The organism is Staphylococcus casei (genome assembly GCF_030294405.1).
Classification (GTDB): domain Bacteria; phylum Bacillota; class Bacilli; order Staphylococcales; family Staphylococcaceae; genus Staphylococcus; species Staphylococcus succinus.
In genome coordinates, this window is record NZ_CP125718.1 from 1274299 (window position 1) to 1298439 (window position 24141).

Sequence of the window (24141 nt, forward strand, 5' to 3'; positions counted from 1 at the left end):
ACTTGTGAAATCAACAAGTTGCATATTAAAATACTATCTAGTATAGTCTTTAGGGAATAGGGGTGTAAATAGAATGTTTAAGTTCAATGAAGATGAAGAAAATTTAAAATGCTCTTTCTGTGGTAAAGACCAAGATCAAGTTAAAAAATTGGTTGCAGGAAGTGGTGTATATATCTGTAATGAGTGTATTGAGTTGTGTTCAGAGATTGTAGAAGAAGAATTAGCTCAATCAGAAACGGAAGGTTTAACAGAATTACCAACACCTAAAGAAATTATGGATAGATTAAATGATTATGTTATCGGTCAAGAGAAAGCTAAGAAATCGTTAGCAGTGGCTGTGTACAATCATTACAAACGAATCCAACAATTAGGACCAAACGAAGATGAGATTGAATTACAAAAGAGTAATGTCGCTTTAATTGGACCTACAGGTAGCGGTAAAACGCTTTTAGCGCAAACTTTAGCTAGAACATTGGATGTACCATTTGCAATAGCAGATGCAACAAGTTTAACAGAAGCTGGTTATGTCGGTGATGATGTAGAAAACATACTATTACGTTTAATCCAAGCAGCTGATTTCGATGTTGATAAAGCAGAAAAAGGTATCATTTATGTCGATGAGATAGATAAAATAGCTAGAAAATCAGAAAACACATCTATTACGCGTGACGTATCTGGTGAAGGCGTACAACAAGCGTTACTAAAAATATTAGAAGGCACGACAGCTAGCGTGCCGCCACAAGGTGGACGTAAGCATCCGAACCAAGAGTTAATTCAAATAGATACAACAAACATATTGTTTGTACTTGGTGGTGCTTTTGATGGAATTGATGAAGTTATTAAACGTAGATTAGGTGAAAAAGTGATTGGTTTCTCAAGTAGTGAAGCTTCTAAATATGATGAAGATGCAATACTTGAACAAATCAGACCTGAAGATTTACAATCTTATGGTTTAATTCCTGAATTTATTGGTCGTGTTCCGATTGTTGCTAACTTAGAAACATTGGATGTAAGCGCGCTTAATAATATCTTGACGCAACCTAAAAATGCACTAGTGAAGCAATACACTAAAATGCTAGAACTTGATGATGTGGAATTAATATTCACTGATGAAGCTTTAGCAGCCATTAGTAGTAAAGCAATCGAACGTAAAACAGGTGCTCGTGGTTTACGTTCTATTATTGAAGAAGCATTAATTGATATTATGTACGATGTTCCTTCATCTGAAGGTGTTGTAAAAGTCATCATAACGGATGAAACAATTAATGATGAAAAAGAACCTGAACTATACGATAAAGAAGGAAACCTTGTGAACAAGGAACAAACTTCTGCTTAATTTAAGTGTGTGAAAAGCCCTGAGTTGTATATATGCAACTTAGGGCTTTTATTTTATAATAGAAACAACGGATATAATAAAAATACGTATTCATACATGTAATTGTGTAATATAATGGAACAGTTAGTTTAGAAGAAAAGAGGGTCGATAATAATGAAAGTGAATCCTAATGAAATAGAATTATTAATTAGTGCAGTGAAACCAGAACAATATCCTGAAACTGGCTTAAGTGAAGTCGGATTAAGTGGTAGATCTAATGTTGGTAAATCGACATTTATTAATAGCATGATAGGTAGAAAAAATATGGCGCGTACATCACAACAGCCTGGAAAAACACAAACGCTCAATTTTTATAATATTGATAATCAACTTGTATTTGTTGATGTGCCAGGTTATGGTTATGCGAAAGTAAGTAAAAAACAGCGTGAAGCATTCGGCAAAATGATAGAAAAATATATTTCTAGTAGAGAATCGTTGAAGTTAGTCATACAGCTTGTTGATTTAAGACATAATCCATCAGAAGATGACATATTAATGTACAATTACCTTAAATATTTTGAAATACCTACACTTGTCGTAGCTACAAAAGAAGATAAAATACCAAAAGGTAAAGTTCAAAAACATCTAGCTAATATTCAACAAAAATTAGAGATGGAACCAGAAGATGAAATCGTAAGTTATTCTTCTGTTAAAAACAATAAACAACAATTAATATGGGATATGATTGCTGCTTATTTGTAATCACTCAAAAGTAATAATCATATGCTGAAAGTCATTTGTTTATTATAAGTACAATTTATGACAACAATTTGAATGTAAATTATAATTCTTCTAATTTACTAGGCAACTTACTTAAATCATGTCATAATTGTGTTATAATTTACTTATTGTAATATGTATGGAGGGCGTTATAAATGCATTTAATTGCGGTTAGCATTAATCATCGTACAGCAGATGTAGCACTGAGAGAAAAAGTTGCTTTTAAAGATGATGCCATACGTTCAGCCAATGTTGATTTATATGAAACAAAATCTATTTTAGAAAATGTGATATTATCAACTTGTAATCGCACAGAGGTATATGCTGTTGCTGATCAAATACACACAGGTCGCTATTATATACAAAGATTTTTAGCGAGATCTTTTGGATTTGATGTTGAAGAGATTAAGTCTATGACTGAAGTAAAAGTGGGGGACGAAGCAGTAAATCATTTATTGCATGTCACTTCAGGTTTAGACTCTATAGTACTTGGAGAAACTCAAATTCTTGGACAAATAAGAGATGCATTCTTTATTGCTCAAGAAGAAGAAACAACGGGTACTATTTTTAATCACTTGTTTAAACAAGCAATTACTTTTGCGAAAAAAGCACATAATGAAACTGATATTGCAGATAATGCGGTGAGTGTATCTTATGCAGCTGTTGAACTAAGTAAGAAAGTATTTGGCAAAATTAATAATAAGCAAGCTTTAATCATTGGTGCAGGGGATATGAGTGAACTATCACTTTTAAATTTAATTGGTTCAGGTGTCACTGATATTACTATTGTAAATAGAACGTTAAGTAAAGCTCAAAATTTAGCAAGAAAACATCAAGTGAACTATGAACCGATGGATTCATTACCAAATCTTTTAGCTAAAGTTGATATTGTAATCAGTTCTACGAGCTCAGAAGAATATATAGTGACAAATGAGATGATGCGCACGATCGCTTCTGAACGTAAAAATGATTCACTAGTATTAATTGACATAGCGGTTCCGAGAGATATAGAACCTAATATAGATGTAATACAAAGTGTTTTTAATTATGATGTAGATGATTTGAAGGGGTTAGTAGATGCTAATCTCAGAGAACGTCAAAACGCAGCAAATGAAATCATGCAGAAGATTCCAAATGAAATTGTAGCTCATAATGAATGGGTGAATATGTTGGGTGTCGTGCCTGTGATTCAAGCATTAAGAGAGAAAGCTATGAATATACAAGCAGATACAATGGACAGCATAGATAGAAAATTGCCTGGTTTGACTGATAGAGAACGTAAAATCATTTCAAAACACACCAAGAGTATCATTAATCAAATGTTAAAAGATCCTATCAAACAAGCTAAAGAATTGAGTAGTGATAAGAAAAGTAACGAAAAATTAGAGCTTTTCCAAAACATTTTTGACATAGAGGCTGAACACGCTTATGAACCTAAAAAGACAAGGAATAAAGTGAGCAGTAGTCAAATTCTAAGTTTTGAATAAGCATATACAAATGGTGATGATATGCAAGAAATTCTGTTCATAAGATTAAATGAACTAATATTATTGATTTATTTATTTAGTATTGCTTGTTATTTTTTCGACTTTGTAAGTAAGCATTATATAGTTAGAAAATTTGGCTTTGTTACATTAGGGATTGTTTGGATGTTACAAACAATCTCTTTATCTTTTTATATTAATGTAACTCAGCAAGTACCATTAGGAAATATTTTTGATGTCTTATTTGCTCTCGCGTGGTTGATTATTTCTATTTCAATTGTGATAAGTGTGATTAAACAAATTAATATTTCTATTTTTTTATTTAATTTAATCGGTTTTTCATTAATTGCCGTTAATACATTTCAACCTATGAATTATCAAAGTTCAGGCAGCAAGATCAATATTATAAATGAATTGTTGATTGTTCATATTGCTTTAGCAACTATAAGTTATGCTTTATTTGCTTTTGCATTTGTAAATTGTGTTTTATACTTAATTCAGTATAAAAATTTAAAGCAAAAACGTTTTACGCAAAAATATTTTAGAATTGGTAGTGTAGCCACACTTGAACAAGTTGTCTTTTATAGTAGTCTAATAGGCTTTATTTTTATCATCTTAAGTATCATCTTAGGTGCGCAATGGGGATTTAACACTTTGGGTGCCAATATCTTAATAGATTCTAAGGTGATTATGTCTACAATTATTACTATATTATATGGCGTATATATATATTTGAGAGTTAGAGGTACTATAAATAAAAATAAATTGATATATTTTAATATCTTTTTGTTTGGTTTAAGTATGATAAATTTATTTTTTGCTTCTCATATTTCAGAAATACATTAATTGGGAGATATGAATAATAGCTAGGAATGATTAAGTGTCAATTGCTTAATCATCTATAGGAGGATGTACACGATGCGTAAGTTAGTCGTTGGTTCGCGTAGAAGCAAGTTAGCCATAACGCAAAGCCAACAATTCATTGATAAATTAAAATCTATAGATCCGGATTTAGAAATTGAAATTAAAGAAATTGTGACCAAAGGTGATCGTATTGTCGATAAGCAATTATCTAAAGTTGGCGGTAAAGGCCTATTTGTAAAAGAGATTCAAAATGAGTTGTTTGATCATAATATAGACATGGCGATTCACTCATTAAAAGATGTGCCTAGTGTCATTCCTGAGGGGCTGACATTGGGATGTATTCCAGATCGTGAAAATCCATACGACGCATACATCGCTAAAAATCATATACCATTAGATGAACTACCAGATCAAAGTATTGTAGGTACAAGTTCATTAAGACGTGGGGCTCAAATACTTGCTAAGTACCCTAATTTACAAATAAAATGGATACGTGGCAATATTGATACACGTTTAAGTAAGTTGGAAAATGAAGATTATGATGCCATTATACTTGCTGCGGCAGGTCTTAAACGTATGGGTTGGTCAGAAGACATAGTGACGAGTTATTTAGATAAAGGTACTTTAATACCAGCCATTGGCCAGGGTGCATTGGGTATTGAGTGTCGTGCAGACGATCACGCATTGTTAGAATTACTTCAAAAAGTACATAATAGTGATGTGGCGGATTGTGTTACAGCAGAGAGAACATTCTTAGAACGTATGAATGGAAGCTGTCAAGTCCCAATAGGTGGTTATGCAACTAAAGACCATGAGGGTACTATCGAATTCACTGGATTAATCATGTCCCCTGATGGTAAAGAACGCTATGAACATACAGAACGTGGTAAACATCCGGTAGAATTAGGTGAAAAAGTAACAGCAGTATTGAATGAACAAGGCGCATACGATGTAATTAAAGCACTGAACGAAGCAGAATAACCGTTTGAGGTGAAAATAATGAGACCAGTTATAGTTATGACACAAACTAGTGAATTTAAAAAAAATGATACGTGTATTCTACATATGCCTTTTATAGATGTAGAGCCACTACCTTTTGACTTAAGTTTATTAGAAAATAACTATGACTGGCTTATTTTTTCGTCAAAAAATGCTGTTAAATATTTTTATCCTTATTTATCTAAAGTCAGGGTATCTCATATTGCTGTAATCGGTGAAAAAACGGCTGAATACTGTCATTCTTTGGGTTTAAAGGTGGATTTTTGCCCTGATGATTATTCGCAAGAAGGGTTTCTAAAAATGTTTAAAGCGGCAAAAAGCAGTCATATTTTAATACCTTCTAGCGCATCAGCAAGGACATTATTGCAAAATACCTTAGCACAACAACCTTATAAAGTTAGAAAAATTGACTTATACCAACCGATTCCACATACTGAAAATATCATTGCAGTTAAAAGATTGATGAGAGATAAAAAAATAGATGCAGTAACCTTTGCAAGCTCATCCGCAGTAAGATATTTTTTCGAAAATAACGATGTGCCACCTTTTGACAATTATTTTGTTATTGGTCAACAAACATTAGAAACGTTGGAACAATACAATATATGCGCTACAATCGCAGATATTCAAACACTAGAATCCTTAGTAAAAAAAACATTAGAAAGTTGGAAAGATAATGCAATTTGATAGACACAGAAGATTACGTAGTAGTAAAACTTTGAGAAACATGGTAAGTGAAACACAAATCCGTAAAGAAGACTTAATTTATCCTATATTCGTTGTTGAACGCGATAATGTAAAAGAAGAAATAAAATCTATGCCAGGTGTTTATCAACTGAGTTTGAACTTATTAGATGAAGAAATTAAAGAAGCTTACGACCTCGGCATTAGAGGTATCATGTTTTTCGGTGTTCCAAATGAGAAAGATGCAGTAGGTACAGGTGCTTACGACCATAACGGTATCGTTCAAGAGGCTACAAGAAAAGCTAAAGCGATGTACAGTGATTTACTGATTGTTGCAGATACTTGTTTATGTGAGTATACAGATCATGGTCACTGTGGCGTGATTAATGAACATACCAAAGATGTTGATAATGATAAATCATTGCCATTACTTGTGAAGACAGCAATTTCTCAAGTAGAAGCTGGAGCAGATATCATTGCACCAAGCAATATGATGGATGGTTTTGTTGCAGAAATAAGAGCTGGTTTAGATGAAGCGGGGTATTATAATATTCCTATTATGAGTTATGGTATCAAATATGCTTCAAGTTTCTTTGGACCATTTCGAGATGCAGCAGAATCAACGCCACAATTTGGTGATCGTAAAACGTATCAAATGGATCCAGCAAATAGACGAGAAGCACTTAGAGAGCTTGATAGCGATTTAAATGAAGGTGCAGATATGATGATTGTTAAACCAGCGTTGAGCTTCTTAGATATTATAAGAGACGTACGTAATACAACTCAGGTACCTGTAGTAGCATATAATGTAAGTGGTGAATATAGTATGACTAAAGCTGCTGCGTTAAATGGTTGGATTGATGAAAAAGCAGTAGTGATGGAACAAATGATTTCAATGAAACGTGCAGGCGCAGATTTAATCATCACATATTTTTCAAAAGATATTTGTCGATATATTGATGAACAATAAGGAGGTAATTTTATAATGAGATATAAGAATTCTGAAAAGGCAATGGAAGAAGCTGAGCATTTGATGCCAGGTGGTGTCAATAGTCCAGTAAGAGCTTTTAAATCCGTAGATACGCCAGCAATATTTATGGACCATGGTAAAGGTTCTAGAATCTATGATATAGATGGCAACGAATATATTGATTATGTTTTAAGTTGGGGTCCGTTAATATTAGGTCACCAAAATAAACAAGTCATTGATAAGATTCACGAAGTTGTGGATAAAGGGACGAGTTTTGGTGCCTCAACTGTTCAAGAAAATAAATTAGCAAAACTCGTTATTGATCGTGTACCTTCTATTGAAAAAATAAGAATGGTGTCATCTGGGACTGAAGCAACACTTGATACCCTTCGCTTAGCACGTGGCTACACTGGTCGTAATAAAATTGTTAAATTTATTGGCTGTTATCATGGTCATAGTGATTCATTATTAATCAAAGCTGGTTCAGGAGTTGCAACGCTTGGTTTGCCTGATTCACCAGGAGTTCCAGAGGGGATTGCTAAAAATACAATTACCGTACCATATAACGATTTAGAAGCTATAAAAGTTGCTTTTGAAGAATTTGGTGATGACATAGCAGGTGTGATTGTTGAACCGGTAGCTGGAAATATGGGCGTGGTACCACCAGTAGAAGGCTTTTTACAAGGCTTAAGAGATATCACAACAGAGTATGGTTCATTATTAATTTTTGATGAAGTTATGACTGGATTTAGAGTGGGTTATCATTGTGCTCAAGGGTACTTCAATGTAACGCCAGATTTAACTTGTCTAGGCAAAGTGATCGGCGGTGGATTACCTGTAGGTGCATTTGGTGGTAAAAAAGAAATAATGGACCAAATTGCACCGACTGGTGATATTTATCAGGCTGGTACATTGTCAGGAAATCCTTTAGCAATGACGAGTGGATATGAAACGCTCAATCAATTAACACCTGAGTCTTACGATTATTTCAATCAACTTGGTGACTTATTAGAAGAAGGTTTGAAAGAGGTATTCAATAAGCATAATGTGCCAATTACTGTAAATCGCGCTGGTTCTATGATAGGATATTTCTTAAATGCAGGGCCAGTTACAAATTTTGAACAAGCGAATGATAGCGATTTAGAAATGTTCAGTCAAATGTATAGAGAAATGGCGAAAGAAGGGGTCTTTTTACCACCTTCACAATTTGAAGGTACATTTCTTTCAACCGCACACACCGAAGAAGATATTAAAACAACGATACAAGCATTTGATACTGCGCTAAGTAGAATTGTATAAAGTTTTATTTGCGCCCGAGCAACGATTGCGTTGAACGGGTGCTTTTTATTTGGAATCATGTTTAAAGAAAATGATATATGAAAGTTGTGAGGACATGAGTAAGCAATTGAGAAACAATTTAATTGTTTTAACAGTAGCAATCCTATTAAGTTTATTACTTCATGCATTACATGTCTTATTACCATTCATGTTTGGACCCATCATCGCAAGTGTGATTTGCATTAAGGTTTTTCATTTAGAAATTCGTTGGCCATTTTGGTTAAGTCAAATTGGACTGATTTTACTTGGTGTTCAAATCGGTTCGACATTCACAGATACGGTTATCGAAGATATTAAAAATGATTGGTTTACCATTGTCATGATTACAGTCATGTTAATTATGCTTGCTTTACTGATAGCTTATTTTTTTAAAAAGATTGCTAAAGTTAATATTGAAACTGCAATACTTAGTGTAATACCTGGTGCCTTGAGTCAAATGCTCATTATGGCAGAGGAGAATAAAAATGCTAATATCATGGTCGTAAGTTTAACGCAAACCTCGAGAATTATCTTTGTGGTTATTCTTGTTCCGTTTATTTCCTATTTTTTCAAAGATGCTAGTGGACAGCCATCAATAGGTACAACAGCAACTGAAAAATTAACAGAGGCACTAACGTGGCCCAGTATCGTATGCTTAATCTTAGCTATTACCATTGTTTATTACTTAATGGGAAAAATTAATTTTCCAACCCGACAACTGTTAGCACCCATTGTTGTGCTTATATGTTGGAATCTAATAACGGGTGTAACATTTACATTAGATAATTACATCATAGCTGCAGCTCAAGTTATCTATATGATAAGAATTGGCATACAGATTGCCAATTTAGTAGATCAAATGAAAGGACGTATAGCTGTTGCAATAGCATTTCAAAATATTTTTCTTATTTTATTAGCATTTGTTATGGTGTGGTTAATATCAATGTTTTCAAACCATTCTATTAATGAGTTGTTTTTAGGGGCAGCTCCAGGTGGCATGAGTCAGATTGTATTAGTTGCCATTGAAACAGGGGCAGATGTGGCTATGATTTCGAGTTATCATATCTTTAGAATTTTCTTTATTCTATTTTTAATAGCGCCAATGCTAAACTATTTTCTTAAATATAGAGAAAGAGCACATGCTAAAAATAAATGATATATAGCATGATTAGTCGGTTAAATTAAGCTCACGTTAAAATATATATAAGGTCATTTATGCATCCATATTTGCCAATCAGATATAATAATCTGGTTGGTTTTTTGGTATGATGATTAGTAAATTCCAAAAATAAATTCATTATAAAAATAACTTTTTAAGGAATTGAAATCACGATACTACATTATATTTTTTTGAATTATTTGAAAATAAAGGGGCATTTCGATGAAAAATAAGCGGCAAATACAATTGAGAATTGAGTTAATTTACACCGAGAATCCAAGTGTTAAATAACACTTAAAAATGATTTTTTACACCAATATAATAATCGGAATTTTCTGACTGTTAAAATATTTTAAAACGTTTCTTACGTTTACTACACTGTGAGTAAGCGATTTCTTTAATTGGACCAATAAATTTCTCGCTATTGACGTATTTTTGATTAGTGCTAAAATGACTTCTTGTAATTAAAAGGAGTGTATATGTCATGAAATTTAACAAACGGAAAATTAACACTGTAGACATAAACCAAGCGAAAAAAAGTGTTTTTGCAACTGGGATTGGCAATGCTATGGAGTGGTTTGACTTTGCTTTATATTCATACTTAGCAGTAATCATTAGTAAAAACTTTTTTAGTCAAGTTGATAATGATGAATTGAAGCTGATTTTTACTTTCGCAACGTTTGCGATTGCATTTTTACTAAGACCAGTTGGTGGTATTGTTTTTGGTAAGATAGGTGACAAATATGGAAGAAAAATTGTATTAACAACTACAATCATGTTAATGGCATTTTCTACATTTTTAATAGGGATTTTACCTACATATGATCAAATTGGCATTTGGGCACCAATTATTTTATTAATTGCTCGTATATTACAGGGCTTCTCAGTTGGAGGAGAATATGCTGGAGCGATGGTTTATATCGCAGAATCTTCACCGGATAACAAACGTATTAGATTAGGTAGTGGGCTTGAATTAGGTACACTATCAGGTTATATCTTCGCATCTGTACTTGTTACAATTATGTTTTGGTTAATTCCAAGCAGTAGTATGGAAAGTTGGGGTTGGAGAATACCATTCTTCATTAGTATTCCAATTGGCTTATTTGGATTATACTTAAGAACGCATTTAGAAGAATCTCCTATTTTTGAAAATGACTTGGCTCAAGAAGAAGAAGAGGGACCAGGATTCATACAAATCATTAAAGAAAACAAACGTGATATTTTAATATGTGTGGTATTTGTGGCATTCTTTAACATCACAAACTACATGTTATTAGGCTATATGCCTTCATACTTAGACGAAAATATTGGTATCAAAGATACAATTAGCACACCAATCACTGCAATTGTATTAATTATTATGTTACCTTTTGCTATTATGTTTGGTCGTTTAGGCGATAAAGTAGGAAATAAAAAAATTATTAGTATTGGATTAATTTTAGGTATCGTATTTTCTGTGATTGCTTTCCAATTCTTAAATATGGGTAGTCTTGCTTTCCTATTTATAGGATTATTAATGATTGGTATTGTGTTATCTGTTTATGAAGGGACAATGCCAGGTACATTACCAACATTATTCTTCACAAATGTTCGATATAGAACACTTTCATGGACATTCAATATTGCAGTTTCAATTTTTGGTGGTACAACACCGTTAGTTGCTTCATGGCTCGTACATGAAACAGGAAGTAATTTAGCACCAGCATTTTACTTGTTAGCGTTTAGTATTATAGGACTAATTGTAGTTGTATTTTTATTCAAAGATACTTCAAAACAATCGTTAAAAGGGTCTTATCCAACAGTAGCAAACGAGAAAGAATTTGAAATTGCTGTTGAAAATCCAAAAGATTCACTATGGTGGCATTCAGAAACTAAATAAAAAGAATAGTATCCATCATTTTAACATTAAAAAGGAAATGATTTTGAGTCACTTCCTCAAACTGTCGACAAAGGCTCTAACTTTGTCGACAGTTTTTTTATGCATGTTTTCCTGTAGTCTATAGCTAATGCTGTTCCCACAGGAGTCAGGATATATAACTGCCAATATTAAGCGAAAAATATTATAAGATGTGTAAATTAAATATCAGTGACGTTTATCAGGTCAGGCTGAATAAAGTAATTGATAAAAGAGATTAATATATAAACAAACCCTAGGTGAAATATCACTTAGGGTTTGTTTATGTTCTAAAAAGAAGCGGCTTTGAGTCACTTCTTTTTATTTGAAGGTTATAAATGATTTGGATTTTGGGGGCAACACTGCAAATGAGCATTATAAAGGCCAGCAGCTTCAAGAAAGGAGAATACAGTAACTGGACCTAAAAATTTAAAACCATAACTTTTTAGTTTCTTTGATAATGCTGTGGCACGCGCATCTACAGTAATTCGATCACTTGGATGTGTATATTGAAAATCTACAGGCTTGCCATCTACATAAGACCAGAGAAAATCACTAAAACTGCCATAATCTTTTACGATTTCAAAATAACCTTTTGCTTGTCCTACAATAGCTTCTAGTTTTTTTCGATTATGCACTATATTGGGAAATGACATTAATGCATCAATATCTTCCGAAGTCATATCAGAAATTTTTGCAGGATCAAAATTATAAAAAGCTGCTTCGTAAGATTCTTTTTTCTTGAGAATCATTAACCAGGATAATCCAGCATGTTGTGATTCAAGTGCCATCAATTTAAATAATTCAAGACTGTCATATAGAGGCTGTCCCCATACTTCATCATGATACTGTAAATAAGTGGGATCTTTCGTTCCAAAAGCACATTCGTTCATAAATTTTCCCTCCATTGCATTGACTTATCTTCGCATCCATTATACTATAATTAAGGAAACAAATATTGTCTACTGGGAAGAGTAAATAGTGTTAGATTTAACAGAGAGTACATGATTGCTGAAAATGTACAGTTTAACTTATTGAAGGTAGCCCACATTGAACTTTAGCTGAACTGATACAATAATTACTTGTATATCAACTAGGTTAAAGCGTGTTTGAGCGTTAATCATAATTTAAAGTGCATGAAGTTAGCGAACTAATTTCATGAATTTAGGTGGTACCACGGAATATCCGTCCTATATATGTAGGGCGGATATTTTTATTTTTTAAGGAGGATTTTAACGAATGGAAATGAAACCAAAATATAATCCGAGCGAAGTTGAGTCTGGACGTTATGACCAATGGGTAAACAACGGTTACTTTAAAGCAGCAGAAGATCATTCAAAAGAAACATACACAATTGTTATTCCGCCACCCAATGTAACAGGTAAATTACATCTAGGCCATGCATGGGATACAACATTACAAGATATAATTACTAGAATGAAACGCATGCAAGGATACGATACATTATATTTACCAGGCATGGATCACGCTGGTATTGCTACACAAGCTAAAGTTGAAGCTAAATTAAATGAACAAGGTTTATCACGCCATGATTTAGGAAGAGAAAAATTCCTCGAAAAGGCGTGGGATTGGAAAGAAGAATATGCTGATTTTATCAGAAACCAATGGGCTAAATTAGGACTAGGTTTAGACTATAGTAGAGAGAGATTCACATTAGATGATGGATTAAGCAAAGCAGTTAAAAAAGTCTTTGTTGATATGTATAACAAAGACTTAATCTATCGCGGTGAATATATCATTAACTGGGATCCTATAGCGAGAACAGCTTTATCGGATATCGAAGTTATTCATGAAGATGTACAAGGTAAATTCTATCATTTTAAATATCCTTATGCAGATGGTGAAGGATATATTGAGATTGCGACGACACGCCCTGAAACAATGTTAGGTGATACAGCAATTGTTGTAAATCCAAATGACGATCGTTATAAAGATTTAATTGGTAAAAAAGTAATCTTACCAATCGTCGGTAGAGAATTACCTATTTTAGCTGATGAATATGTAGATATTGATTTTGGTAGTGGCGCAATGAAAGTGACACCTGCACATGATCCGAATGATTTTGAAATCGGTAATCGTCATAATTTAGAACGTATTATTGTGATGGATGAATCTGGTAAAATGAATGACAAGGCTGATAAATACGAAGGCATGGATAGATTTGATTGTCGCGAGCAGCTTGTTAAAGATTTAGAAGCAGAAGGTTTGGTCATTAAGATAGAAGAGCATGAGCATTCAGTTGGTCACTCTGAACGCTCTGGTGCAGTGGTAGAACCTTACCTGTCAACGCAATGGTTTGTTAAAATGAAACCATTAGCTGAACAAGCGTTAAATAATCAAGAAACGGATAATAGAATCGATTTTGTTCCTTCAAGATTTGAAAAGACATTTAATCGTTGGATGGAAGAAATAAGAGATTGGACTATCTCACGTCAACTGTGGTGGGGGCATCAAATTCCAGCTTGGTACCACAATGAAACTGGAGAAATTTACGTTGGTGAATCAGCACCAGAAGATAGTGAAAATTGGACACAAGATGAAGACGTGTTAGATACATGGTTCTCGAGTGCATTGTGGCCATTTTCAACATTAGGTTGGCCAGATATAGATAAAGAAGACTTCCAACGTTATTTCCCAACGAATGTACTAGTAACTGGATATGATATTATTTTCTTCTGGGTAGCTAGAATGATATTCCAAGGATTAGAATTTACTGGAAAACGTCCATTTAATGATGTATTATTACATGGATTAGTCCGTGGCGATGATGGACGTAAAATGAGTAAATCATTGGGTAACGGCGTTGATCCGATGGATGTTATTGACGAGTATGGTGCAGACAGCTTAAGATATTTCTTAGCAACTGGCTCATCTCCTGGCCATGATTTACGTTATTCTACAGAAAAAGTTGAATCAGTATGGAATTTCATCAATAAAATTTGGAATGCTGCGAGATTCAGTCTTATGAATATCGGGGATGACTTTAAAGTGGAAGATGTTGATTTATCTGGTAATTTATCATTAGCTGATAAATGGATTCTTACACGTTTAAACGAGACAATCGCTAATGTGACTGATTTAAGTGAAAAATACGAATTTGGTGAAGTAGGACGTGCGCTTTATAACTTTATATGGGATGATTTCTGTGACTGGTATATTGAAATGAGTAAAATCCCTATGAACGGTGAAGATGAGGCGCAAAAACAAGTTACGCGTTCAGTATTGACGTATGTATTAGATAATACGATGAGAATGTTACACCCATTCATGCCATTCGTGACTGAACAAATTTGGCAAAATTTACCTCACGAAGGTGAAACAATCGTGAATGCAGCATGGCCAACAGTAGACGATGCACTTACTTTTGATGAAAGTAAAGAAACAATGTTACAACTTGTTGAAATCATTAAATCTGTAAGAACGTCTCGTTTGGAAGTTGATACACCACTTTCTAAAGCTATTCCTATTTTTATTCAAGCAAAAGATGAAAATATTAAAGCGACGCTGCAAAACAATTCAAATTATATAGATAGATTTTGTCACCCAAGTGAGTTAACGATTGAAACTTCTATTGAAATTCCTGAAAAGGCCATAACATCTATTACTACTGCAGGCGAAGTGGTGCTACCATTAGAAGGCTTAATTGATATGGATAAAGAAATAGAACGTTTAGAAAATGAACTTACAAAATGGGAAAAAGAATTAGATCGAGTAAATAAAAAATTAGCTAATGAAAACTTCGTAAGTAAAGCACCAGAAAAAGTAATCAATGAAGAACGTGAGAAGAAACAAAATTACCAAGAAAAATATGACGGTGTTCAATTACGAATTAATCAATTAAAAGCATAGGAGTCCTAAAACATGAATTACCTAGATAGCTTATATTGGATACACGAAAGAACTAAATTTGGCATAAAACCTGGCGTGAAACGTATGGAATGGATGCTTGAACAACTGAACAATCCTCAATTTAATATAAATGGTATTCATGTTGGTGGAACCAATGGGAAAGGCTCTACTGTTGCATATCTAAGATCAGCTTTAGTTGATAATGGGTATGAAGTTGGAACTTTTACTTCACCATTTATTGAAACCTTTAACGAACGGATTAGTTTAAATGGCGTTCCAATTAGTGATGACGATATTGTTGAATTAGTTCAAAAGGTAAAACCAGTGAGCGAAGCATTAGAATTAGAAACAGAACTTGGAACAGCAACAGAATTTGAAATTATAACCACAATGATGTTTTTATACTTTGGGGAGATTCACCCTGTAGATTTCGTAGTTGTTGAAGCGGGATTAGGTATAAGAAACGATTCAACAAATGTGTTCAAACCAATATTGTCTATTTTAACAAGCATCGGTTTAGACCACACTGAAATTTTAGGTGACAGTTATGTTGATATTGCTAAAGATAAAGGTGCAATCGTCAAACCTGATACGCCTGTAATTTATGCAGTGAAAAACGAAGAAGCACTTAAAATTATTCGTGGTTTTGTTGAACAACAAAATGCAGAAGGTATCGAACTAGAAAGAGACATTAGTATTGTTTCTGAAGGGGAAGAATTTACGTACCGCTATAAAGATTACGAATTAGAAACGCTATTGCTCAATATGTTAGGTGAACATCAAAAAGAAAATGCTGCCTTAGCAATAACAGCGCTTATTGAATTAAATGAGTCTGGTATTGTGGATTTAGATTTTAATAAAATGATAGATGGTATTGAATCTGTAAGTTGGACTGGCAGAATTGAACGTGTCAAAGAACAGCCATTAATGATTGTGGATGGCGCGCATAACAATGAAAGTGTTGAAGCGTTAATCAGTACTTTAAAAGGTTATTATCATGTAGAACAATTAGATATTTTGTTTGCTGCTACTAAAGGTAAACCAGTCAGTACAATGGCAGATCAACTAAAAACAATCGCGTCAACGTTTTATATAACTGATTTTGATTTTCATAAAGCTTTAACAAAAGAAGAAATATTGGATGAAGTACGTTTTGACCATAAAGTATTGGTTGATGATTATGTTAAATTCATTGAGAATTATGAAGGCAAAGGACTTATCATTACTGGAAGCCTTTATTTTATAAGTGAAGTTAAAGCCAAGATAAAATTTTAAATATAAATAAAAGTATTAAATATGAGTAAGTTACTGTTTATAGTCATTAATAGGATGTTGCATTTAACATCGTAAAGATTATACTCAGTAACTTGCTTATTTTTTTTATTAATGTGCAGAATTGAGAATTATTCAATTTATTATAACAATATATCAATTTATAGAAGATCTTGTGTGACAAACTAAGCTAAGTGAGAATTTTATTAAGTAATTAAATTGATCATGATATAATTTGATTAGGAGGCGCTATATTGATATTACAACTATTATTTTGTCCAATATTGTTTAGTTACCTTTATCAATTATGTCACATGCAATCACTTAAGTTAGCTTATTTATTATTAAGGTCTCGTTGTGATTATTGTCAGCAGCAACTCAAATTTATAAATATGATACCTATCTTAAGCTACATGATGCAAAGAGGAAAAACGCGATGTTGTAACCATAAATTAAGTTGTTTTTATATTATTGGAGAGTTATTGGCACTTTTCCCCGCATTTATACCTACATATATGACCTTATATGTAAATGATGCTACGTTTTTACTTATATATTTATTCCTTCTGATTTTTTCTATTTATGATATTCAAACTTTGACTTTACCGGTACATGTTATTATGATTTTCATTTTTTGTGGCATATTTATCACACATGGAAATCTGTATACATGCCTCTATATAGCTACATTACTCCACATATTTTATTTTATTTTTTATCAAGCCATAGGATATGGAGATATATTACTATTTTCAATATTATCGTATCTATTGCCTTATACTATGTTTGTATTAACGATACTGGTGACTTTTCTTATAGCGGGGTTATTTGCTTTTGTTTGTATGATGGTGTTTCATCAAGCTAACCGTAAAATACCGCTTGTCCCTTTTATATTTATTGCTTTTAATTTTTTGATTATTTTCAGTGAATCCTTAATATAGGAGTGAAATTATTTTGATGATAAAAGACCTTGCTGATTATCAGAAACCAAGAGAACGTTTACTTAATCATGGCGCATCACAGCTATCGCATGCTGAATTATTGGCTATATTGATAAATACTGGTAGAAAAGGCAGCTCAAGTATAGATATTGCGAATGAACTTTTAAAGACAGTTGATAGTTTAAAGGAGTTAAAATCGTTATCGATTAATGATTTGAATAAAATTAAGGGTGTTGGATTATACAAGGCACTCATTTTAAAAGCAGCTTTTGAACTTGGTGAACGTATGCATTCAAGGAGCGTAGGAGATAAAATACAAATCACGCGTCCGCAAGATGTAGCAGAATTTATGATGGGTAAAATGGAACATCTTACACAGGAAAAGTTTGTCGTACTTTTTTTAAATTCTAAAAATGTTGTTATTAAGCAGAAGGAAATATTTAAAGGCACGTTAAATAGCTCAATTGTCCACCCACGTGAAATTTTTAGTGAAGCTGTAAAGCATGCAAGTAATGCTATTATTTTATTGCACAACCATCCTTCGGGCGATGTGACACCATCAGGCGAAGATATCAAGACAACTGAAAGGTTGAGAGCATGTGGTGAAATGCTCGGTATAGATGTGTTAGATCATCTTATTATAGGTGATCATGACTATTTAAGCATGGTAGAAGCAGGATACTTCGATTAAATAAAGTAAGTCCTAGTATTATACTGATAAGATTAAGAAGTAACACAAAGTATGTACATTTGTTCTGTATTATCTTTGAAAGAGAAGATATTAAGTTATATCATTCATTTAATAATTTTAAGCGCGCTTATTTTTCTGTTTGCTTATAAATGATGGTAGGGTAGCTTGATAGGCAGACGGGTTAACGTAGTATTTGTCATTGTACAAAGGATTAAACGCTACGATACAAATGATGCGCAGAGTTGATTTGTTTTCAATATAAACTTGCGACTCAAAATTAGTGAATTTCTTTTTGCATTAAATATTGTTTTACGCCATAAGTTGTAATCGTTTGACCAGTCTTATGAAAGCCCAAGCATTTATAAATATTATAGGAAACTTCGTTTGTTTCGTTAACTACTAAAGCAATATAATGTATATCTGAGAAATTATTTTTGATATAGTCATTTAATGATTTTATACAAGATTTTGCGTAGCCCTTTCTAAGGTAACGTATATCAGTAGAAAAGGATCTAAAAAAAACAGTGTTTTGAGGATTGCTAGCAAAATGTTCTAAGTAGTCACTATTTCTATCTAAAACAAAAAATGTTACAAGTTGTTCATGCGTATCAAAGCCTAAAATACAGTGACAATTTTCATCTTGGCAAGATTGATTAATATGATATGAAGGTGTCTTTGGAAAGTATAACTGGTCCTCTTGTAATTGATAGTCATTTATATTTTTTTCATAACATTTTTTATATTTTACTAAATACATATATTTCCCTCCATTAAATATTAACAAATTTAAAGAATATTCCGATAATTAAAACGATCGATAATGCCTAATGTCATGTGAAATGTTCTTTATAAATAAAATAATTATACTTGTTAATGTATTTAAATGCAATATGGAAAGTGGCTTTTTAAATATTTTTGAAATTCCAAGCATAAAATAGGTAGTACGTAGTTTCAAAAAGAAAATTAAATAGTAATGAATCAACAAATGTTTTACAAAAATAAATGCCGTATTAGCAACTAGCTAACACGGCATTTATTTACATCAATTTATGAAATAACCATGGAAACGTTGTAATTTGCATGGTTATTTAAGCGTTCCAAAAACTTATTTAAACTATTATTGTCTGGAAATATGCATTCTAATAAATAACAAGCATCACCGATTACTTTGTAATTATTTAAAATAAAAATAGTTTCTTTGTTTACAAACTCAAGGTATGAGCGGTGAGAAATTTTATGCGTATATATATTAATAAAGACATGTACTTTGCAGTTCAATGCCTCTTGATTTAAATCAATGGTATAGCCAGTAATGATTCCAGCATGTTCTAATTTTTTCACTCTATTATTGGTAGCTTGACCAGTTAAGTTTATCTTCTTACCAAGGTCATTCATTGATATCTTACTATTTACTTTTAATTCACTTATGATTGCTTTATCTAATTCATCCAAATATTCTTCCTCGCTTTCAAATTCCAAGTAATTAATCAAAATGTTTTTCAATTTTATATTTAAACAGCAGTGGCCTCCACGTAGAATAAATATATAAATTTAATCGGAGGTAACGTTTATGAAGATAAATCATATCAGAAATGCAACAAGTATAATAGAGTACGCAAATACGAGATTTTTAATTGATCCTATGTTAGGAGAAAAGGGTTCTTTTGGGGCATTTCCAAACGCACCTAGGATAGATCAAGGTAATCCAATCGTTGATTTACCGATGTCGTTAGATAAAATCATAAATAACATTGATGCAATTATTTTAACACATTTACATCTTGATCATTTTGATGAAGTAGCACAAAAGGTATTGAATAAAAACATTAAAGTTTTCACACAAAATGAAAATGAAGCGAATCAAGTTCGTAATGTAGGTTTTAAAGATGTAGCCGTTTTAACTGAGCATACAACGTTTAATGGTATTAAATTAATTAAAACGCCTGGAGAACATGGAAGAGGTGAAATTGTAGAAGACATGGGTCCTGTATGTGGGGTCATTTTTGAACATGAAAGTGAACAGAAACTGTATATCGCTGGAGATACAGTTATGTATAGTAAAGTTAAAGAAACTATACATCGTTTTGAACCAGAAATTATCATCGTTAACGGTGGAGACAATCAATTTTATTATGGTAGTTCTCTCATTATGAACGGTTATGATGTTTATCAAGTAGCAAAAGCAGCGCCAAATTCAAAAGTCATTGTTGTTCATATGGAAGCAGTAAATCATTGGAACTTATCTCGTCGTAGTCTAAAAGAACTTACAATAGAGATGGGTATCGAAAAACAAGTTTTAATACCAAATGATGGAGATCAATATACTTTTAACAGTTTATCATAATATTGATATAGTCTTGACTTATGAAAAGTCCGATATAAGACAAGTCACAACAGCTTTGTTTTATATTATGTCTATTTAGAAAGGAGGTAACATGACAAATAAAATATGGACAAAGGATTTTATAATTTATTCAGTTATAAACTTCCTACTAATATTAGTATATTTCTATTAAATTCTACTATAACCACTTACGCCCAAAATGAATATAATGCTTCTAGCAAAACGATGGGGGTATTAGCAGGGATATTTATAGTTGGTGCACTTTTAGGTAGGGTGACAATAGGATTTTTAAAAATAACAAAGAAACTATTGATCTTTAATACATTACTATTGATTTTATCGATAATGTTATATTTTATAAAATTAGATCAATATTTCTTGATGATAGTTCGTTTATTGAATGGTGTATTTATTGGTATTACGACAACCATTGTGGGCACAATTGTTGCTTCAGTAATACCCAATCATAGAAAAGGTGAGGGAATCAGTTATTTTGCAGTGAGTACAGCCTTAGCTACTGGTTTAGGACCATTTATAGGTATATCTTTAACGAGAAATGATAACTTCATGAATATATTTTATATTAGCTTTTTATTAGGTATTATTAGTTTTGTTATTTCATTACTTTTAAAAAACCAAGAAATTAATAATAAAAAGAAATTTTCATTCAATAATTTATTTGATAAACAAGCTTTACCCATTGCATTCATTATATTCTTAAGTGCTTTATCATTTTCTGGTATAGTATCGTATATAAATTTATATGCGATAGAGATTGATTTAGTAAAAGCAGCGAGTTACTTTTTTATTATCTATACTGTTGCAGTGTTAATTTCACGACCCTTTACTGGCAAGATTGTAGATGCTTACGGAGCTAATATTATTATTTATCCAGCAATTATATTATTTGTAATTGGATTAGGCTTATTAGGAATCAGTCATAATGCTTGGCTACTACTTGTGTCGGGACTATGTATTGGATTAGGATTTGGTAATATTTCTTCAATTACTCAAACCATAGCAGTCAGTCATGCCAAACCACATAATATTGGATTAGCAACCTCTACTTTTATGATCTTTATGGATTTAGGAAATGGTATTGGACCATATACGCTAGGTTTGATAACGCCTTTTTTAGGTTATGCTGGTATGTATAAATCGTTAGCCATTTTGATGATATTTACATTTGTTTTATATTATTTCATTTATGGTAAACGTAGTAAAAAATTTAAATATTAGATTTCTTGAAGCAGCAGATAAATATTTATGCTGCTTTTTTCACGATAATCACTGGTAGTGTAATTTAACAGAAAGTAGAACTTGCTACGCGTTCAGTTTTAGTAACTCAGTATGCGTTGGCAATGCACCTATCAGCAATTGAAATAAGAATAAATAAAATGTAAAATGAATATACATGGAGGTGAATGTTGAAGAAAGCCTTTCTGTTGGCTTTTATCTTTAATATAGTTATGAAAATAGGCGTAGAAATTACAAAAACAACTAAGAAAGAAAAAATTGAAGCTTTGTTTGGTTGGGGATTATTTACTATAGTAGTTATACTGGCAACCAAATCTATGTTTAATTAAAGGCATAAACACTGTTTTAATAAGTTCATTGGATATTGAGCATTAAATGTTCTTTTAGGACTTGAATTTGGAAAATATTAAACAATATAGAGGTTAAAACCTTTTATCACCTAAGCAACCACAACCATTTTAACGCAATGTATGTGGTTTTTTCTGTATCTATAAAGCCATTTATGACTTATTTCTGTCTACTATAGATGTTTGTACTTTGGAATAATGTTTTATTTTTAAATAATGTGATAGTATTTTAAGAAAGGGAGGGAAAGATTAAAATGACAGATAAGAAATTCCCAAAGGATGCAATGCGCGTGTTAAAAGAAACAAGCCGTACATTTTATATTCCAATTACTTTTTTAGAAAAAGAATTAAAACATACGGTGGTATGTGGTTACTTAGTAATGAGAGCAATAGATGAAATTGAAGATCACGAAGAAGTTGAAAATGATGTGAAATATACGATCTTAATGCAAGTGAGCGATCTATTAAAGAAACCTTTCGATGAAACAGAATACTTCCGAATTCTTGGACCAATAAAAGAAATGATGCCTGAAGTTACCGTGCGTTTAGGCGATTGGTTAGATGCATGTCCAAGTAGTACATTACCAATTGTTACGGATGCTTCTAGCGAAATGGCATTTGGGATGGCGAAATGGGCAAAAGCAAACTGGGAGGTCCATACTCGAGAAGATTTAGATGATTATACATATTACGTTGCAGGACTTGTTGGAGTAATGCTTTCAGAATTATGGGAGTTTTGTGCTGGCATCAAGACTGACCGAGATTTAGCCATTGGTTATGGGCGTGGGCTTCAGGCCGTGAATATTTTAAGAAATGAGAAAGAAGATTTAGAAGAACGTGGTGTGAATTTCGTACCAGATGGTTGGACACGCGCAGATTTATTTGATTATGCCGATCAAAACTTGGCAAAAGCTGATGAATATATGAAGGCGATTAATAAGAGAAGTATTATACTTTTCTGTCGTTTGCCTTTAGCGCTTGCACATAAATCTTTAAAAGCTATGAGAGATGGGCGCGAAAAGATGTCTCGTAAAGAAGTAGAAGAAACAGTAGAAGAAGTTAAGAAAGACTGATAGTTGAAAGCTGAATAAGTATTTAAATCTTTAACAATGAAGATAATAGAAATGCTCAAAATAATTGGGTAAGCTGTAAGTAATATATACCTATAGCTTTTTTGTGGTTTTATACATTAATAACAATAGCGAAAGGAATATGGCATCTTTCATAATAAGTGAAAGCATGAGTATATACTTTTCGTTATAATGATAGGAACTAAAAAGAGAATGATGATAGGGGGATTTAATATTAAAGCGTTTGAAGGATATCAATCAATGAAAATGTTTGAGATGATTTCAGATTCCATGGAGAACATGAAAATTACAAATGTTGAAGCGGAATTATGGAATAAGGATTATGATGCAATTAATTTATGCTACGGAAATACAAATGTAAAAAGTAGATTGGCAAAAAAGACACCTAAAAAGAAGGGGTATTTTATAGCTATTTGGAGAAAAAATAATGCGAACATGAATGAACCGTTTACTTATCAATCATTTCAGGATAGGTTAGTAGTTAATGTCAGTGATGGTCATTACAAGGGGCAATTTGTTTTTCCGAAAAGTGTGTTAAGAGCGCGCGGCATTGTAAGTTCACAAGATAAAAAAGGTAAAATGGCGATGCGTCTTTATCCTTCATGGGAAACCGATTTAAATAAAACAGCTTATCATACACAATGTTGGCAAACTAAATATTTTGTTGATTTAACATATGACGTTGATTTAGTAAAAGTAAAGGAACTCTATTTTCTAAATAATAATTTAAAGTAAATATTCAAAAAGACGATTCACTTTGTGTTGAAATAGAAGTGTACGAGACAATTATGAAATGTGTAGTATAGAAAAATGAAATTAACGAGTAATCGATTAGGAATGAATATGGATCTTGTAAATTTGT

The 24141-nt window shown here is 32.3% G+C and carries 22 protein-coding genes and 1 other annotated feature; of the genes, 19 read left to right on the forward strand and 3 right to left on the reverse strand.

The genetic code is table 11. From position 1 onward, the window contains the following. Window positions 1-73 precede the first annotated feature (73 nt). The 10 genes from clpX (at window position 74) to QMO72_RS06225 (ending at window position 11451) form a co-directional block, all read left to right on the forward strand. Complete coding sequence (clpX, locus tag QMO72_RS06180) at window positions 74-1336, forward strand: ATP-dependent Clp protease ATP-binding subunit ClpX (protein WP_046836664.1); 1263 nt, start codon at window positions 74-76, stop codon at window positions 1334-1336. 153 nt (window positions 1337-1489) lie between these two features. Then, a complete protein-coding gene (gene yihA, locus QMO72_RS06185) occupies window positions 1490-2077 on the forward strand; it encodes a ribosome biogenesis GTP-binding protein YihA/YsxC (RefSeq protein WP_046836663.1) in 588 nt (195 codons plus the stop codon). A 173-nt stretch (window positions 2078-2250) separates the two neighbouring features. After that, the gene (hemA, locus tag QMO72_RS06190; RefSeq protein WP_103267597.1) at window positions 2251-3582 is read left to right on the forward strand and encodes a glutamyl-tRNA reductase; all 1332 of its coding nucleotides are present in this window, start codon (window positions 2251-2253) and stop codon (window positions 3580-3582) included. A gap of 21 nt (window positions 3583-3603) precedes the next feature. Beyond that, window positions 3604-4425 (forward strand): cytochrome c biogenesis protein CcsA, encoded by an 822-nt coding sequence (gene ccsA, locus QMO72_RS06195; protein ID WP_046836661.1) that lies wholly within the window; start codon window positions 3604-3606, stop codon window positions 4423-4425. A 72-nt stretch (window positions 4426-4497) separates the two neighbouring features. Beyond that, complete coding sequence (gene hemC / locus QMO72_RS06200) at window positions 4498-5424, forward strand: hydroxymethylbilane synthase (protein ID WP_103267598.1); 927 nt, start codon at window positions 4498-4500, stop codon at window positions 5422-5424. An 18-nt stretch (window positions 5425-5442) separates the two neighbouring features. Then, window positions 5443-6129 carry a uroporphyrinogen-III synthase gene (locus tag QMO72_RS06205; RefSeq protein ID WP_103267599.1) on the forward strand — a complete coding sequence of 229 codons (687 nt, stop codon included), beginning with the start codon at window positions 5443-5445 and terminating at the stop codon, window positions 6127-6129. Further along, window positions 6119-7096, forward strand: a complete 978-nt coding sequence (gene hemB, locus QMO72_RS06210; RefSeq protein ID WP_069823868.1) for a porphobilinogen synthase — start codon at window positions 6119-6121, stop codon at window positions 7094-7096. Before QMO72_RS06205 ends, hemB begins: the two co-directional genes overlap by 11 nt. A 15-nt stretch (window positions 7097-7111) precedes the next feature. Further along, window positions 7112-8395 (forward strand): glutamate-1-semialdehyde 2,1-aminomutase, encoded by a 1284-nt coding sequence (hemL, locus tag QMO72_RS06215; protein WP_069823869.1) that lies wholly within the window; start codon window positions 7112-7114, stop codon window positions 8393-8395. 94 nt (window positions 8396-8489) lie between these two features. Then, complete coding sequence (locus QMO72_RS06220; protein ID WP_103267627.1) at window positions 8490-9569, forward strand: AbrB family transcriptional regulator; 1080 nt, start codon at window positions 8490-8492, stop codon at window positions 9567-9569. 487 nt (window positions 9570-10056) lie between these two features. Continuing rightward, a complete protein-coding gene (locus tag QMO72_RS06225; RefSeq protein WP_069823870.1) occupies window positions 10057-11451 on the forward strand; it encodes an MFS transporter in 1395 nt (464 codons plus the stop codon). 347 nt (window positions 11452-11798) lie between these two features. On the opposite strand, the gene QMO72_RS06230 is transcribed toward QMO72_RS06225, so the two are convergent. Then, a complete protein-coding gene (locus QMO72_RS06230) occupies window positions 11799-12359 on the reverse strand; it encodes a DNA-3-methyladenine glycosylase I (protein WP_103267600.1) in 561 nt (186 codons plus the stop codon). 59 nt (window positions 12360-12418) lie between these two features. Beyond that, window positions 12419-12662, forward strand: a binding site (T-box leader). Between the two features lie 43 nt (window positions 12663-12705). Here QMO72_RS06230 and QMO72_RS06235 point away from each other — a divergent pair. The 4 genes from QMO72_RS06235 (at window position 12706) to radC (ending at window position 18240) form a co-directional block, all read left to right on the forward strand. Beyond that, window positions 12706-15336, forward strand: a complete 2631-nt coding sequence (locus tag QMO72_RS06235) for a valine--tRNA ligase (protein WP_103267601.1) — start codon at window positions 12706-12708, stop codon at window positions 15334-15336. A 12-nt stretch (window positions 15337-15348) separates the two neighbouring features. Next, on the forward strand, window positions 15349-16611 hold the full coding sequence (locus QMO72_RS06240) for a bifunctional folylpolyglutamate synthase/dihydrofolate synthase (RefSeq protein WP_103267602.1): 1263 nt from the start codon (window positions 15349-15351) through the stop codon (window positions 16609-16611). Between the two features lie 281 nt (window positions 16612-16892). Then, window positions 16893-17549 (forward strand): prepilin peptidase, encoded by a 657-nt coding sequence (locus tag QMO72_RS06245; protein ID WP_286093268.1) that lies wholly within the window; start codon window positions 16893-16895, stop codon window positions 17547-17549. Between the two features lie 13 nt (window positions 17550-17562). After that, window positions 17563-18240 carry a RadC family protein gene (radC, locus tag QMO72_RS06250; protein WP_103267604.1) on the forward strand — a complete coding sequence of 226 codons (678 nt, stop codon included), beginning with the start codon at window positions 17563-17565 and terminating at the stop codon, window positions 18238-18240. A 277-nt stretch (window positions 18241-18517) separates the two neighbouring features. Here the strand turns inward: radC and QMO72_RS06255 are convergent, their stop codons facing one another. Both QMO72_RS06255 and QMO72_RS06260 read right to left on the reverse strand, forming a co-directional pair. Further along, window positions 18518-18997: a GNAT family N-acetyltransferase gene (locus tag QMO72_RS06255; RefSeq protein WP_103267605.1), complete on the reverse strand. Its 480-nt coding sequence runs from the start codon at window positions 18995-18997 to the stop codon at window positions 18518-18520. Between the two features lie 290 nt (window positions 18998-19287). After that, complete coding sequence (locus QMO72_RS06260) at window positions 19288-19692, reverse strand: Lrp/AsnC family transcriptional regulator (RefSeq protein ID WP_103267628.1); 405 nt, start codon at window positions 19690-19692, stop codon at window positions 19288-19290. A 118-nt stretch (window positions 19693-19810) separates the two neighbouring features. Between QMO72_RS06260 and QMO72_RS06265 the strand changes: the two genes are divergently transcribed. The 5 genes from QMO72_RS06265 to QMO72_RS06285 all read left to right on the forward strand — a co-directional run bounded on the left by QMO72_RS06265 (window position 19811) and on the right by QMO72_RS06285 (window position 24014). Further along, entirely contained in the window at window positions 19811-20584 is a 774-nt protein-coding gene (locus QMO72_RS06265) for an MBL fold metallo-hydrolase (protein WP_103267606.1), read from the forward strand. Between the two features lie 105 nt (window positions 20585-20689). Continuing rightward, window positions 20690-21823 (forward strand): MFS transporter, encoded by a 1134-nt coding sequence (locus QMO72_RS06270; RefSeq protein WP_103267607.1) that lies wholly within the window; start codon window positions 20690-20692, stop codon window positions 21821-21823. Between the two features lie 188 nt (window positions 21824-22011). Further along, window positions 22012-22170, forward strand: a complete 159-nt coding sequence (locus QMO72_RS06275) for a hypothetical protein (protein ID WP_158264619.1) — start codon at window positions 22012-22014, stop codon at window positions 22168-22170. 272 nt (window positions 22171-22442) lie between these two features. Continuing rightward, window positions 22443-23261 carry a squalene/phytoene synthase family protein gene (locus QMO72_RS06280; RefSeq protein WP_073504257.1) on the forward strand — a complete coding sequence of 273 codons (819 nt, stop codon included), beginning with the start codon at window positions 22443-22445 and terminating at the stop codon, window positions 23259-23261. A 210-nt stretch (window positions 23262-23471) separates the two neighbouring features. Continuing rightward, window positions 23472-24014 (forward strand): MepB family protein, encoded by a 543-nt coding sequence (locus QMO72_RS06285; RefSeq protein ID WP_286093258.1) that lies wholly within the window; start codon window positions 23472-23474, stop codon window positions 24012-24014. Window positions 24015-24141 lie beyond the last annotated feature (127 nt).

What these genes read in the sequence shown, in the direction of transcription:
- QMO72_RS06255 (WP_103267605.1), bottom strand. Translation starts at nt 18,997, where the DNA reads ATGTATTTAGTAAAATATAAAAAATGTTATGAAAAAAATATAAATGAC.
- QMO72_RS06240 (WP_103267602.1), top strand. Translation starts at nt 15,349, where the DNA reads ATGAATTACCTAGATAGCTTATATTGGATACACGAAAGAACTAAATTT.
- hemB (WP_069823868.1), top strand. Translation starts at nt 6,119, where the DNA reads ATGCAATTTGATAGACACAGAAGATTACGTAGTAGTAAAACTTTGAGA.
- yihA (WP_046836663.1), top strand. Translation starts at nt 1,490, where the DNA reads ATGAAAGTGAATCCTAATGAAATAGAATTATTAATTAGTGCAGTGAAA.
- ccsA (WP_046836661.1), top strand. Translation starts at nt 3,604, where the DNA reads ATGCAAGAAATTCTGTTCATAAGATTAAATGAACTAATATTATTGATT.
- QMO72_RS06230 (WP_103267600.1), bottom strand. Translation starts at nt 12,359, where the DNA reads ATGAACGAATGTGCTTTTGGAACGAAAGATCCCACTTATTTACAGTAT.
- hemC (WP_103267598.1), top strand. Translation starts at nt 4,498, where the DNA reads ATGCGTAAGTTAGTCGTTGGTTCGCGTAGAAGCAAGTTAGCCATAACG.
- QMO72_RS06220 (WP_103267627.1), top strand. Translation starts at nt 8,490, where the DNA reads ATGAGTAAGCAATTGAGAAACAATTTAATTGTTTTAACAGTAGCAATC.
- QMO72_RS06285 (WP_286093258.1), top strand. Translation starts at nt 23,472, where the DNA reads ATGATGATAGGGGGATTTAATATTAAAGCGTTTGAAGGATATCAATCA.
- QMO72_RS06270 (WP_103267607.1), top strand. Translation starts at nt 20,690, where the DNA reads ATGGACAAAGGATTTTATAATTTATTCAGTTATAAACTTCCTACTAAT.
- QMO72_RS06235 (WP_103267601.1), top strand. Translation starts at nt 12,706, where the DNA reads ATGGAAATGAAACCAAAATATAATCCGAGCGAAGTTGAGTCTGGACGT.
- QMO72_RS06280 (WP_073504257.1), top strand. Translation starts at nt 22,443, where the DNA reads ATGACAGATAAGAAATTCCCAAAGGATGCAATGCGCGTGTTAAAAGAA.
- QMO72_RS06265 (WP_103267606.1), top strand. Translation starts at nt 19,811, where the DNA reads ATGAAGATAAATCATATCAGAAATGCAACAAGTATAATAGAGTACGCA.
- hemA (WP_103267597.1), top strand. Translation starts at nt 2,251, where the DNA reads ATGCATTTAATTGCGGTTAGCATTAATCATCGTACAGCAGATGTAGCA.
- QMO72_RS06205 (WP_103267599.1), top strand. Translation starts at nt 5,443, where the DNA reads ATGAGACCAGTTATAGTTATGACACAAACTAGTGAATTTAAAAAAAAT.
- QMO72_RS06225 (WP_069823870.1), top strand. Translation starts at nt 10,057, where the DNA reads ATGAAATTTAACAAACGGAAAATTAACACTGTAGACATAAACCAAGCG.
- hemL (WP_069823869.1), top strand. Translation starts at nt 7,112, where the DNA reads ATGAGATATAAGAATTCTGAAAAGGCAATGGAAGAAGCTGAGCATTTG.
- clpX (WP_046836664.1), top strand. Translation starts at nt 74, where the DNA reads ATGTTTAAGTTCAATGAAGATGAAGAAAATTTAAAATGCTCTTTCTGT.